Annotated in this window: 15 protein-coding genes and 2 tRNA genes; 14 read left to right on the top strand and 3 right to left on the bottom strand. The window is 54.5% G+C overall.

Annotation, left to right across the window (positions count from 1 at the left end):
- The coding region (locus tag ABF287_RS01140; protein WP_347183188.1) for a YebC/PmpR family DNA-binding transcriptional regulator at positions 1 to 632 on the top strand (632 nt) is incomplete at its 5' end.
- A 57-nt stretch (positions 633 to 689) separates the two neighbouring features.
- Here the strand turns inward: ABF287_RS01140 and ABF287_RS01135 are convergent.
- A complete protein-coding gene (locus tag ABF287_RS01135) occupies positions 690 to 1,568 on the bottom strand; it encodes a LysR family transcriptional regulator ArgP (protein ID WP_347183187.1) in 879 nt (292 codons plus the stop codon).
- Positions 1,569 to 1,652: 84 nt separating this feature from the next.
- Between ABF287_RS01135 and ABF287_RS01130 the strand changes: the two genes are divergently transcribed.
- From ABF287_RS01130 to ABF287_RS01105, 6 genes are all read left to right on the top strand, one after another.
- On the top strand, positions 1,653 to 2,255 hold the full coding sequence (locus ABF287_RS01130; RefSeq protein ID WP_347183186.1) for a LysE/ArgO family amino acid transporter: 603 nt from the start codon (positions 1,653 to 1,655) through the stop codon (positions 2,253 to 2,255).
- A gap of 41 nt (positions 2,256 to 2,296) precedes the next feature.
- Positions 2,297 to 3,193 (top strand): DMT family transporter, encoded by an 897-nt coding sequence (locus ABF287_RS01125; RefSeq protein WP_347183185.1) that lies wholly within the window; start codon positions 2,297 to 2,299, stop codon positions 3,191 to 3,193.
- An 87-nt stretch (positions 3,194 to 3,280) separates the two neighbouring features.
- Complete coding sequence (locus ABF287_RS01120) at positions 3,281 to 3,523, top strand: YdcH family protein (RefSeq protein WP_347183184.1); 243 nt, start codon at positions 3,281 to 3,283, stop codon at positions 3,521 to 3,523.
- Positions 3,524 to 3,626: 103 nt separating this feature from the next.
- Positions 3,627 to 4,373 carry a thermonuclease family protein gene (locus ABF287_RS01115; RefSeq protein ID WP_347183183.1) on the top strand — a complete coding sequence of 249 codons (747 nt, stop codon included), beginning with the start codon at positions 3,627 to 3,629 and terminating at the stop codon, positions 4,371 to 4,373.
- 159 nt (positions 4,374 to 4,532) lie between these two features.
- A tRNA-Val gene (locus ABF287_RS01110) sits at positions 4,533 to 4,608 on the top strand.
- A 197-nt stretch (positions 4,609 to 4,805) separates the two neighbouring features.
- Positions 4,806 to 4,882, top strand: a tRNA-Asp gene (locus tag ABF287_RS01105).
- Between the two features lie 79 nt (positions 4,883 to 4,961).
- On the opposite strand, the gene ABF287_RS01100 is transcribed toward ABF287_RS01105, so the two are convergent.
- Positions 4,962 to 6,359 (bottom strand): short-chain fatty acyl-CoA regulator family protein, encoded by a 1,398-nt coding sequence (locus ABF287_RS01100; protein ID WP_347183182.1) that lies wholly within the window; start codon positions 6,357 to 6,359, stop codon positions 4,962 to 4,964.
- 100 nt (positions 6,360 to 6,459) lie between these two features.
- On the bottom strand, positions 6,460 to 7,674 hold the full coding sequence (locus tag ABF287_RS01095) for a multidrug effflux MFS transporter (RefSeq protein ID WP_347183181.1): 1,215 nt from the start codon (positions 7,672 to 7,674) through the stop codon (positions 6,460 to 6,462).
- 217 nt (positions 7,675 to 7,891) lie between these two features.
- Here ABF287_RS01095 and ABF287_RS01090 point away from each other — a divergent pair, with 217 nt between their 5' ends.
- From ABF287_RS01090 to ABF287_RS01060, 7 genes are all read left to right on the top strand, one after another.
- Complete coding sequence (locus ABF287_RS01090) at positions 7,892 to 9,424, top strand: acyl-CoA carboxylase subunit beta (RefSeq protein WP_347183180.1); 1,533 nt, start codon at positions 7,892 to 7,894, stop codon at positions 9,422 to 9,424.
- Positions 9,425 to 9,447: 23 nt separating this feature from the next.
- A complete protein-coding gene (locus ABF287_RS01085; RefSeq protein WP_347183179.1) occupies positions 9,448 to 9,816 on the top strand; it encodes a hypothetical protein in 369 nt (122 codons plus the stop codon).
- Positions 9,813 to 10,220, top strand: coding sequence for a DUF6497 family protein (locus ABF287_RS01080; protein WP_347183178.1), 408 nt, complete (start codon positions 9,813 to 9,815; stop codon positions 10,218 to 10,220). The genes ABF287_RS01085 and ABF287_RS01080 overlap by 4 nt, the downstream gene beginning before the upstream one ends.
- 1 nt (position 10,221) lies before the next feature.
- Positions 10,222 to 10,626, top strand: coding sequence for a RidA family protein (locus tag ABF287_RS01075; protein ID WP_347183177.1), 405 nt, complete (start codon positions 10,222 to 10,224; stop codon positions 10,624 to 10,626).
- 19 nt (positions 10,627 to 10,645) lie between these two features.
- On the top strand, positions 10,646 to 11,041 hold the full coding sequence (locus tag ABF287_RS01070; RefSeq protein WP_347183189.1) for a hypothetical protein: 396 nt from the start codon (positions 10,646 to 10,648) through the stop codon (positions 11,039 to 11,041).
- 351 nt (positions 11,042 to 11,392) lie between these two features.
- Positions 11,393 to 11,593, top strand: coding sequence for a hypothetical protein (locus ABF287_RS01065; RefSeq protein WP_347183176.1), 201 nt, complete (start codon positions 11,393 to 11,395; stop codon positions 11,591 to 11,593).
- 176 nt (positions 11,594 to 11,769) lie between these two features.
- Positions 11,770 to 13,058, top strand: a 1,289-nt coding sequence (locus tag ABF287_RS01060) for an acetyl-CoA carboxylase biotin carboxylase subunit (RefSeq protein ID WP_347183175.1), incomplete at its 3' end; no start/stop codon positions are given.

Below are 13,058 nucleotides of genomic sequence, written 5' to 3'. Positions count from 1 at the left end.
TGGGCGACCCTGATCCCGACAAGAACCCGCGTTTGCGTATGGCCGTGAAAGAGGCCAAGTCTCAGTCCGTTCCAAAGGACGTGATCGAGCGCGCGATTAAAAAAGCGATCGGCGGCGACGCGGAAAACTACGACGAAATCCGCTACGAAGGCTACGGCCCTAACGGCGTCGCTGTGATCGTTGAATGTATGACAGACAACCGCAATCGCACCGCATCCACTGTGCGCTCCACGTTTTCCAAAAACGGTGGCAACCTTGGCGAGACAGGGTCTGTTGGCTTCATGTTCGACCGCAAAGGCTCTGTCACGTACCCTGCTTCTGTTGGGGATGCGGACACGGTGATGATGGCGGCGATTGAAGCGGGCGCAGAGGATTGCGAAAGCTCAGAAGACGGTCACCACATCACTTGCGAAGGCACGGATCTGCACGAAGTTTCCACTGCCTTGGAAAAAGAGCTGGGCGAATCTGAAAGCACCAAATTGATCTGGCAGCCAAATATCCAGACAGAACTTGATCTGGAAGGCATGGAAAAGCTGATGAAGCTGGTCGATGCTTTGGAAGATGACGATGACGTGCAAACCGTCACCACTAACTTTGAGGCCTCAGACGAGGTTATGGCGCAACTGGGTTAACCTGTCGCCAGTACATCGAATTGAAAGCTCCGCCATCACTTGATGCGCGGGGCTTTTTTATGGCTGCACCAAATAGGCGCGCGCCGCTTTGCGCACAGATGCGGTGAGGCCTCGCAGTGGCGATTTGACGGCGCGCGAGACATGCCAAAACAATGGAATATCCAGCGGCGTGTCTGGGATGAGTTCGCACAATTGCCCCTTGGCTTTGGCCGCTTTAAAATAACGATCAGGGTTCAACCCCCAGCCCAATCCTGCAATCGCCCCATCCAGGAACGCCTGCGTAGACGGTAGACGGTGATGGGGCAGGGACAGTTTGCGGCCGATGTTGCGTTCCACCCATAGGTCTTGCAGTTGGTCCTTTGCGCTGAACACCATTGCGGGTGCGGACTTCAATGTTTCTGCTGTCACACCGCCTTGAAAATGCTGGGCCACAAAGGCTGGCGATGCCGTGGCGCGATAGCGCTGCGCCCCCAAAGCAATGCTGTCACAGCCCGTGATCGGCCCCGCGTGCGACGACACAGCCGCCGCCACTTCGCCGCGTTTAAGCCAATCGCCAGCAGTGTCTTGGTCGTCGATTTCAAGATCAAACATCAGCCCATCGGTCTGGGCAAGGGCGTCCACAAACCATGTGGCCAGACTGTCGGCGTTCACCGCGATGCGCACGGTTTTGGGACCAGTCGCATTTGGAACAATATCTTGCGACAGCTCCGCTTCTAAAAGCCCGACATTTTCAGCGTGGCGGGCCAGCCGCTTGCCAGTATCTGTGCCCGTGCAAGGCGTGCCCCGCACGACGAGCGTACAGCCATGACGATCCTCAAGTGTTTTAATCCGTTGCGAAATAGCGGATGGGGTCACGCCCAGCGTTCTGGCAGCATGATCAAAGGAACCGCTGCGCAAAACAGCGGCGAGGGCTTCTAGACCTGCATAATCTAACATTAGCATTCCTTCATTCACTTTAGTCTAAATCGCTATCACTAATCTCACTGTTGCGCTAGACAGGCGCAAAGAACAGGGGCCAAGATGCAGGCAATACTCACAGGATTTCTCACAGGGCTATCGTTGATCGTTGCCATCGGCAGCCAAAACGCCTTTGTCTTGCGCCAAGGATTGCGCCGCGCGCATGTGTTGCCCGTTGTGCTGATCTGTGCGCTGTCCGACGCCATTTTGATAACCGTGGGCGTGTTTGCCTCGGCCTCTATATCTTCTGCGATGCCCATGCTTTTGCCTGTGATGCGGTGGGGTGGGGCTGCGTTTTTGTTGGTGTACGGCGCGCTTGCATTGAGGTCAGCTTGGCGTGGAGGGCAACATTTGACGCCTACAGATGGCACGGCGCAAACGTTGCTTGCAGCACTTACGACCTGCTTGATGCTGACTTGGTTCAATCCGCATGTGTACCTTGATACTGTTGTGCTTTTGGGGGCAATTTCGACCAAGTTCGGTGGCGAGGCTGGCTTGTTTGCCTTGGGGGCGATCACAGGATCGACTGTCTTCTTTTTTGCTTTGGGGTTTGGGGCGCGTTTTCTGGCGCCATTTTTTGCAAATGAGCTGTCTTGGCGCATTTTGGATGCGGTAATTGCCGTCATTATGACGACCATCGCCGTGAAACTGATCATCGGCGCTTAAGTGCACTTGCACCTTTGAAAACAAAGGCAGATGGTCGCCTCATGACACGAGCTCCGCTTTCTCAACCGATCAAAGGCGTCCTTTGGATGTTGGCCACGACGTTCAGTTTTGTGGCCGTCAATGTTTTGGTGAAATACGTCGGCACGGGGTTGCCGGTGATACAGTCAGCCTTTTTGCGCTTTGCTTTGGGGTTGGTGTTTTTGATTCCGATGCTGAAATCGGTTCTTGCAGTGCAATACACGCGCGAGATCGTGCTCTTGTCGATCAGCCGCGGTGCAGTGCACGCTATTGCGATGTTGCTTTGGTTCTATGCCATGACGCGGATTCCCTTGGCCGAAGTCACTGCGATGAACTTTATGAACCCGATCTATGTCACCATCGGTGCGGTGATTTTCTTTCGCGAGAAAATCGCAGCCCCGCGCATAATCGCGCTGATTGTCGCGGTGTTGGGCGGGCTTATCATTTTGCGCCCCGGATTTCGTGACATCGATCCTGGTCACGTCGCGATGATATTCGGCCCAATGGGAATCGCCGGAAGCTACCTTTTGGCCAAGGCGCTGTCAAAACGCGTCTCTGCTGAGGTTGTGGTCTTTATGTTGTCGACCGTTGTGCCTTTAGCCTTGTTGCCGTTCGTGTTCTTCGTTTGGGAAACGCCAACAACCACTGAACTGCTTCTTTTGTTTCTCACATCATTTTTTGCCACTGCAGCGCACTACTGCATGACCCGCGCTTTCGCTTGTGCGCCCCAATCGGCCATTCAGCCTGTGACCTTTTTACAGTTGGTTTGGGCGACGATTTTGGGCGCTGTGTTGTTTGGTGAAGGCTTTGACATCTATGTGATCGGTGGTGGCGCTTTGATCATGGCGGCGGTGACATTCATCACCATCCGCGAAGCGCGGGCGAAAAGCCGAACGGCATCTGCAAAAGCCCTTCATTAAAAGCGATCTCAGTTGATCTTTGTCAAAGTCTAACCCCGAAAAATGGTGGACAGTTGGGATAAGAAATGGATCAAAAGGAGACGCACCATGTCCAACACCCCACACGAATTGTCCGCCGATTTCCCTGAATTTGCTGACAAGATTTCTGATTTGAAACTGTCCGATGCGCACTTTGCGCGTTTGATGGACGAATATCATGCGCTCAACCGCCAAGTGCACCGCGCAGAGACTGACGTTGAGCCTGTGGACGACTTGGTTCAGGCGGAAATGCGCAAACAGCGGATGGCTTTGAAGGACGAGCTATACGCGATGCTGAACAAGGCGGCTTAACCAAATTTAACACATTATGACTAAGGGCACGTTAACCATTTGATAACGTGCCCTCTTGCATTTGTTCTCGTTTTACCCCACATACCGAGGTGTGAAATGGGGTATGATACAATATGTTGCGGTCATTGTGACCGTCGTGGGGCTTGGTGTGGCTTTCCCGTCCGTGAATTCGGTCGAATTCAAGGCGGTACGCACCGCGCAAGCGCCTGCCGTAAAGCCTGTCTCTGATACAATTAGATTAACGGGCGCGGCCCATGTGATTGACGGCGACACGCTTTCGCTGGGCGATGTCCGGATTCGGCTGCATGGAATCGATGCCCCTGAAATGGCTCAGACATGTAGCGACATCAAAGGCGCGGAATGGAGCTGTGGCACCTGGTCCAAGGCCGTGCTTGAACGTCTTGCAGTGGGCTCTGTGACCTGCGTGCAAATGGACATTGACCGCTATGATCGTATCGTTGGCAAATGCTATGCCAAGGACGTGGACCTAAATGCGGAAATGGTCACCAATGGGGCCGCCTTCGCTTACGAGAAGTATTCCAAAGACTACGTCGCACACCAAGCTAAGGCGCGCTCTGACGCGGTTGGTCTTTGGCGTGCTGGCGTGCAATTGCCGTCCGAGTATCGGGCTGAAAAACGTGAAGTGGCTTTGGCCAATCGCCCGCATTCAGCCACACATGGCCCCGAAGGGTGCTCGATCAAGGGCAATATTTCCAAATCAGGTCGTCTGTACCATGTGCCGGGGTCGCGGTGGTATGAAGGCACCAGCATAAATACCAGTAAGGGCGAGCAATGGTTCTGCTCAGAAGCGCAAGCACGCGCGGCGGGCTGGCGCGCTGCGCAGAGCTAAGCATCTTGTGGTGAGGGCATGGGCATGGGCAAGGCGCAAGGAATCCGCACGTCCGTTTCGCGCTGAGACACAGAAAAATGACGGCAGCGAAAAGAAGTTTACATTAATTGCAGAATGCCTCTTGTGCCCGCGCGCAGCATTCTGTAAATCGCCCTCACCGGGTCGTTAGCTCAGTTGGTAGAGCGCTTCGTTTACACCGAAGATGTCGGGAGTTCGAGCCTCTCACGACCCACCATTCCTTCCCACACAGCCATTGCGAACCAAAGACTTCGAAGCAATTCGGGTGTCTGGTCGATGTTTTCCTGTCTCTGTTTGGCAGTGATCATTTTTTTTACTTTGCAACTCACATTTCGTGCATATGGCGCTTGACGCGCTCGCCGTCGAGCCATAGAACGCCACAACGTTCAGACGGTAACGTCAGAATGGTAGCGAGCGGTTGTAGCTCAGTTGGTTAGAGTACCGGCCTGTCACGCCGGGGGTCGCGGGTTCGAGTCCCGTCAACCGCGCCACTTTTCTTCCTTTAAAATTAGAAGTGGTGCTTACAGCGCGCAGTTTTCTGTCGCGTTTTTTTAGCCTGCGCGATTCCCTTTATTCTATCGCGTAGGGCAAGGTGCCCCGTTTGTTTGGATCAATGCTTAGCGCGCGCTCAAGTGGCGGGACAGAGCGTTGGTGACAATTCTTGCGTTCGCAGATTCGACACGAAATACCGATCGGCTCATAGGCGCTTGGCTTTTTGATATCCAAATCATCGGCATAGACCAGATCCGACGCGTGACTGACCTCGCAGCCCAATCCAATCGCGTAACGCCGCACAGGCGCATGAAAGGAACCGCTGGGTTTAGAGACATCGCGCGCAATCGACAGATAGCGCACGCCGTCGGGCGTTTCGGCCAATTGGCGCAAGAACCGTCCTGGCGTTTCAAAGGCGCGGTGCACGTTCCAAAGCGGGCAGGCGCCGCCGTAACGGGCGAATTGCAGACGTGTGGATGAATGGCGCTTGGTGATGGTGCCAGCTTGATCTACGCGGACGAAGTAAAAGGGTATGCCTTTTGCGCCGGCGCGCTGCAGTGTGGACAGGCGGTGCCCAACTTGCTCCATCGAGGCGCCAAATCTATCGCTGAGCATTTCTAGATCGTGCCGCGTTTCTTGGGCTGCTGACAAAAACGCGGTGTAGGGCATCAGGGCGGCACCAGCAAAGTAGTTGGCCAAGCCAATGCGCGCAATTTTACGGGCATCTTCGGTGTGAAACCGTGCAAAGTCCAATGTTGCGTCAAGTAAATCACCTTGGGTGAGCAAGGCCAATTGGTGCAAGATTTGAAAGCTTTGCGTCGCTTTTGACGTGCGGGCGCAGAGCGAGAGGATCCCACGATCTTTGTCGAAGTCGCGCACATTTTCACTGTTGTAGCGAATGTGAATGCCCTGTGATTCCAAAACCTCTATGGCTGCTGCAACGGCATCGCTCGGCTGCCCATTTGGTGCTGCAAAATGCTCGGCCGCGCGATCAATGGAATCAATGTAGTTGTCGCAGTAATGAAAAAAGTCGCGCACTTCTTCCCATGGTGAAGGACGCGCAGGGCTGTCGTCGCGCCCCAAGGCGGCGTCAAGCGAGGCCAATCGTTCCGTGCTTTGTTTGTAAGAGCTATGCAGTTTTAAGAAGGCGCGCGCCAAGGCTGGCGCGTTGCTTGCGGCGAGGCGCAGGTCGGCCAGTGGTGGCGCGCCATCAACAAAGACAGGATCGGCTAAGGCTTCGCGCATGTCCGTGACCATGCGCTCTGCGTCGCCAGAAGACAGCTCGGTAACGTCAAAGCCAAACTCTTGCGCCAAGGCCAGCACAACACCGGTGGACACCGGTCTGTTGTTGTTTTCCATCTGGTTGAGGTAGGGCAAAGACACCCCGAGTTTTTCCGCAAAGGCACGTTGCGTTAGGCCCAAGCGTGTTCGGGTTTCGCGCAGTTTCGCGCCAGCGTAGAGCTTTTTCTGAGCCATGGGGCCTCACATAGTTTGCAGCTTTGCTTTTCAGCAGTTTCGCCTTTGCAAACCTTTGAGGCAAGATTAATTTGCGGTGTCGCCCTGCGACCAATTCACGCTAGGCGTTCAACGCCCGTTCGCGCTGCATAACCCAGACAATGCTTAGGATGCTGCAAAAGGACACTGACACCATGATCAACAGCAGCGGCAAGGCGCCGTTTTCAACCGACATAAATGACCCCGCCATCGCGGATAAAGCAGCACCACCACCGGTCATCATTGCGCCGCCCAAGCCTGCGGCTGTACCCGTGAGCTTAGGGCGCACAGACATAGAGCCAGTCACGGCGTTTGGGATGGTTAGGCCATTTCCAAGTCCCAATGGGATCATGAGGGTAAAGAACCAAAACACCGTGATATGATCTGTGAAAATAAAAAGAGCACATGCTGCGACGCCAGAAAAGGTGACCAACGTACCGAACAGGCACATTTTGTTCATGCCGATGCGTATTGAGTAGCGTGCCGACAGAAAGTTGCCGATAAAATACCCAATCGCTGGCGCACCGATCCCCATGCCAAGCGTGGCTTCGGAGATTCCAAATATTTGCACGCCGACAAACGGAGCGCCGCCCAAAAACGCAAAAAACGTGCCGGACGAAAAGGCTGTGCACAAGGCGTAGCCCAAAAAACGTTGGGAGGTCAGAAGGTCGGGGAAGCCCTTGGCCATTTCGCGGAAAGACCCACCAGATTTTGGCGCGGTCTCTCCCATGTCGAAGAATATCAGCAAGAAAATCACGACGCCTGAGGAGAGCATCAACCAAAACGTGCTTTCCCAACCGTATGCCATCGCCAGAAATCCTCCGAGGGTTGGCGAAAGCATCGGCACCAAGGCCACGCCCATGGTGACATAGGCCATCATGGTTGCTGCTTCTTGTCCGGGGTAGATGTCGCGCACCGCGGCGCGTGACAGTACCATGCCCGTCACCACCGCAGCCTGTGCGCCGCGTAGGATCAAAAACATTGTAATCGTTGTGGCTTGCAGTGCGGCAAAGGTGGCGATGATGAACAAAACAACACCAAGCATCGCAACGGGACGGCGACCAAACCGGTCTGACATCGGGCCAACGATCAATTGCAAGACCGCGTTCATCCCCATGAAGACGCCGACCGACAGCTGCATATAGCCATAGCTCGTGTCGAAATATGTGGTCATTTCCGGCAAGGCGGGCAGGAACACATTCATCGTCATGGTGGAAATGCCGGCCAATAAAACGAGTGTCAGAATATGAGGCGGTGTCGTCCGGTCTAAAAACCGAATGTTTGGTTTTGTGTTCATTGAGAAATCATAGAAGGGCGGGGTGGCTAGTCCACCGCTAACTTGGCGCGCTAGCGCACAGGGGTTTGTCGTGTTTGCGCTCGCAGTGCGCAGTTTGGTTTGCTGTTTTGCAATTCTTCCATTGTGCCGTTTGCACAGTTTGCAAATCTGCCAAACTTTGCTTTCTGTGCAGGAGAAGGGCGGATATGGTGTTGGCAAGTCGCAGAGGAGCCTACCCGTGAAAGATATCAACCAAGAACTTCAAGATCGCCGATCCGAGGCCCGATTGGGTGGTGGGCAGCGTCGTATCGATGCGCAGCACGCCAAGGGCAAACTGACAGCGCGTGAGCGGGTCGAGTTGTTGCTGGACGATGATAGTTTCGAAGAATTCGATATGTTCAAAACCCATCGTTGCACCGATTTTGGTATGGATGCTTCCAAACCTGCAGGCGACGGGGTGATCACGGGCTGGGGCACGATCAATGGCCGCATGGTCTATGTATTTTCCCAAGATTTCACGGTGTTTGGCGGCTCTTTGTCTGAAACCAATGCTGAGAAAATTTGCAAGATCATGGACATGGCAATGCAAAACGGCGCGCCTGTCATTGGCATCAACGATTCTGGTGGCGCGCGCATTCAAGAAGGCGTGGCGTCCTTGTCGGGCTATGCCAACGTGTTCCAACGTAATGTCATGGCCTCTGGTGTGGTGCCGCAAATCTCTGTGATCATGGGGCCCTGTGCGGGTGGTGCTGTGTACAGCCCTGCGATGACCGACTTTATTTTCATGGTCAAAGATTCGTCCTACATGTTTGTGACGGGGCCTGATGTTGTGAAAACTGTGACCAACGAAGTTGTCACCGCAGAAGAGCTAGGCGGTGCGACCACGCACACCAAGAAATCATCTGTGGCGGATGGCGCGTTTGACAATGACATGGAAACGCTCACGGAAGTGCGCCGCTTGGTCGATTTCTTGCCGCTTAACAATCGTGAAAAAGCACCTGTCCGTCCGTTCTTTGACGACCCTGCGCGGATCGATTTGTCACTGGACACGATTATCCCTGACAACGCCAACACGCCTTACGATATGAAGGAAGTGATCTTTAAGGTTGTCGACGAGGGTGATTTTTACGAGATCCAAGCCGAACATGCCAAAAATATCATCACTGGTTTTGCGCGTATCGAAGGGCAGACAGTCGGCGTTGTTGCGAACCAACCTATGGTTTTGGCGGGCTGCTTGGACATCGATAGCTCCAAAAAAGCCGCACGCTTTGTGCGCTTTTGTGATGCCTTTGAAATCCCTGTTTTGACGCTTGTGGATGTGCCTGGCTTCTTGCCTGGCACGTCCCAAGAATACGGCGGCGTGATCAAACACGGCGCTAAGTTGTTGTTTGCCTATGGCGAGGCCACTGTGCCGAAAGTCACTGTTATTACTCGGAAAGCTTACGGCGGGGCCTATGACGTGATGTCGTCCAAGCACCTGCGTGGTGATTTCAACTACGCGTGGCCAACCGCGGAAATTGCGGTGATGGGCGCTAAAGGCGCGACCGAAATTATTCACCGCCGCGATCTTGGAGATGCAGAAAAAATCGCAGCGCACACGGCTGACTATGAGGATCGTTTCGCCAATCCATTTGTGGCCGCAGAGCGTGGATTTATTGACGAAGTGATTCAACCGCAATCCACCCGCAAACGTGTGGCGCGGGCTTTCGCGTCTTTGCGCAATAAAAAACTCGAAAACCCCTGGAAGAAACACGACAATATCCCCTTGTAAGCTGGGATATTTGTGAGGACCTCATGGGCAAAACGAAAACACATCAACAGTGGCACATGCTGCGCGAGGACGGAGAGCTGACGCTGACGCGCCGCTTGCCGGCCAAGTTTGATTTCGCGGCGAAAACCGTGATTTCAGGCGGTGCAGATTTGCGCAAAGGTCGGATCGCGACGCAAGTGCGTCAGGATATGTGGCGTGCTTTGCAAAGTTTGCGTGGGTTCGCGCCGGTCGTGCAGGTCACTGTGCGTGGCGATGATTTGGAAATCGTCGCAGGCGGCGCCGTTGCTGGACGTTTCCCAAAGGCCCATTCTGAGGCGCTTGTCTCTGAGGTTCTCGAAAGCACTGATCGCCGAAACCGTTGGGTGCGCAGCGCACGGAGGACGACCGCATGAAGTTAGGTCTTTTGTCCGCTGTGTTGATGGCGACTGCTTCCATTGCCCATGCAGATCTTACGCCCCGCGAATTGGAAGAGATTACGGTGCCATCTGGTCAACCTGTCGTATTTTTCGAAAGCACTCTGATGCGCCCAGCCATGGGGCTGACGGCGCGGTTTCGTTTTGTCGCCACTGAATTGCCCCAGCGCCTTGCCGAGTTGAGTTACGAAGAACTTGAGGCCGATATGGCCTATCTGTGCAATACCTACGCGCTGCCGCGCATTGCATCCCCAGTGCCGTCTACGGTGATCATTTCACTGTCCGAACGCGAAACTGCTTTGGGGGCGGTTGAACCAGATGTGACACAGGTGTTCGAGGCTTACCGTCCTGCTGGTGACGTTTGTGAATGGGAGGCGTTTTAAAATGGCGCCTACATTCCACCTGTTTGACAAAGGCCCACGCCCTGTTGCGCCGTTTTCCCATGCGGTTGAAGACGACGGTTGGGTGATTTTGACGGGTCAAATGCCCACGGACCCAAGCGCACCTGATGCACCGCTACCAGATGGGATCGAGGCACAGACATGCCGCGTGATGGACAATCTTGCGCTGATTTTAGCCGAATTGGACCTCAATTTGGGCCATGTTGTGCAATGTCGGTGCTATTTGACCGCATTTGAACGTGATTACGCTCTGTTCAATGACACTTACAAAAGTTACTTCCTCGAAGGCCAGCTTCCGGCACGCACCACGGTGGGCGTGACCGCTCTGGCTGTTGGCGCTTTGGTCGAGATCGACCTGATCGCGCGCAGACCGCAGGAGGACGCATAATATGCCGCCCAAAGATTATATGCCCAAGCACAAGGGCTTTCCGGGGCGTTACCCCGGTTCCGATTTTCAATTCACGCTGCGCCGTGCCAACCCCAAAGGGGTGACGCCGCTCAAAGCGCTGGAACGTTTCAAAGACCGCAAGCCGCTTGATAAGCGCGTAGATACCGCCTTTATCACCGCGATTTGGGAAATGTTCGGCGATCAACCGTTTGAACGCGGCAATTTGGATGCGGGGCGTATTTCATGGTTCTGGGGGCGCGAGCTTGTGCCTGCTGATCCCGACGACTTTGATCCGGCGTCTTATGAGGCCTTGATCAAGGTGAATGTAAAAGTTGCGCAGGTGACCTTCCCCGAACTGTTTGTTTCGGACGATCCCTTTGACGCAAACTCTGATAATGACGAGGAAGATTGGTAAAATGCGCGGAATGTCGCTGCCATATCGCGCAACCGCGCAAAAGCCCGCCTGTTTGGCGGCGGCTTTTGTGACGGGACTTGTGCGGATGGCGGACGGCTTTCAAACTGGTGGTGAGCATCGTGCAGTGCGTACTGCGCAGACTGTTCACCACTGTTCTTACGACCCTTCCCCTCAGGCAAGACCTGCGTCCACGCGATGCGGCTCTTGCCTTTTTTCTTCGTCTTTTGATGCTTTGATCTGCGCTGCGCTATCTTTTGCCGATTGTGTCTATGCGCATGGAAAACACTATGTTTTTGCGCCGTTTGTTGGCACAGTTGATCCGAATGCAAACCTCAAAAGAGAAGAAACATCATGCGTAAATCAATTCTTTCATTGGCTCTCATTTCTATCACGGCCCTTGCTGGCTGCTTGGACAACGACGCTGAGCGCGCTGTTGCAGGTGGTCTTGCGGGTGCACTCATCGCAGACACAACCGGTGGCAATGCCACAACGGGCGCGCTTGCGGGCGCGGCTGCTGGTGCGCTGTGCGACGACGCAGGTCTGTGTAACTAAGACAGCCACACCGAATTTTGCTTTGACCGCGCCTTTTGGCGTGGCGGGCTTTCGTGAAACTAAGGTTCCCAAGTTGCCGCTTGGGGGCCTTTTTTCATGCGCATGAATTGAAAAAATATCGCAATTGCAGCCAAACGGCGGGGCAAGTGCGAGATGTAGAAGGAAGGGGATAACCCATGTTCGACAAGATACTCATCGCCAATCGAGGCGAGATTGCTTGCCGCGTGATTAAGTCAGCGCAGAAAATGGGGATCAAAACGGTCGCCATTTATTCAGACGCGGACAAAAACGCACTGCATGTCAAAATGGCGGATGAAGCCGTGCATGTTGGGCCTGCGCCGGCCAATCAATCCTACATCGTCATAGATAAGGTCATGGATGCGATCCGCCAAACTGGCGCGCAAGCTGTGCATCCTGGCTATGGGTTCCTATCTGAAAACGCCAAATTCGCCGAAGCTTTGGCGGCCGAAGGCGTGGCATTCATCGGGCCGCCTAAAGGCGCGATTGAAGCCATGGGGGACAAAATCACCTCGAAAAAGCTGGCACAAGAGGCCAATGTTAGCACTGTTCCGGGCTATATGGGATTGATCGAGGACGCTGAAGAGGCGGTGAAGATCTCAAATGAGATTGGCTATCCTGTGATGATCAAAGCCTCTGCTGGGGGCGGCGGCAAGGGCATGCGCGTTGCGTGGAATGACGATGAGGCCCGCGAGGGGTTTCAGTCGTCGAAGAACGAGGCTGCGTCGTCCTTTGGCGATGATCGCATTTTCATCGAGAAATTTATCACTCAGCCGCGTCACATTGAAATTCAGGTGCTGTGCGACAGTCACGGCAATGGCATCTATCTGCACGAACGCGAATGTTCCATTCAGCGCCGCCAGCAAAAAGTCATCGAAGAAGCACCAAGCCCGTTTTTGGATGCGGCCACGCGCAAAGCCATGGGCGAACAGGCTGTCGCCTTGGCGCAGGCGGTGGATTACACATCTGCTGGCACGGTCGAATTCATCGTAGATGGCGACCGCAATTTCTACTTCCTTGAGATGAACACGCGTTTGCAGGTGGAACACCCTGTGACCGAACTGATCACGGGCATCGACTTGGTCGAACAGATGATCAACGTCGCCGATGGCGCGCCTTTGGGGATCAAACAAGAAGACGTGCAGATGAACGGCTGGGCGGTGGAAAGTCGCCTTTATGCCGAAGATCCTTACCGCAACTTCCTGCCCTCCATCGGGCGTTTGACCAAATACCGCCCGCCTGCGGAAAGCGTGTCAGACACCCGCGTTGTGCGCAATGATACGGGCGTTTTCGAGGGGGGCGAGATCTCGATGTACTACGACCCCATGATTGCCAAGCTGTGCACTTGGGCGCCCACGCGCGCGGAGGCAATCGACCACATGAGTGCCGCCCTTGATGGGTTCGAAATCGAAGGCATCGGGCACAATCTGCCGTTTTTGTCCGCCGT

This window comes from Pacificibacter sp., from assembly GCF_039769035.1.
Taxonomy (GTDB): Bacteria; Pseudomonadota; Alphaproteobacteria; order Rhodobacterales; family Rhodobacteraceae; genus Celeribacter.
The sequence above is the reverse complement of the archived record's forward strand: the minus strand, read 5'-3'. Positions and strand labels throughout refer to the sequence as shown.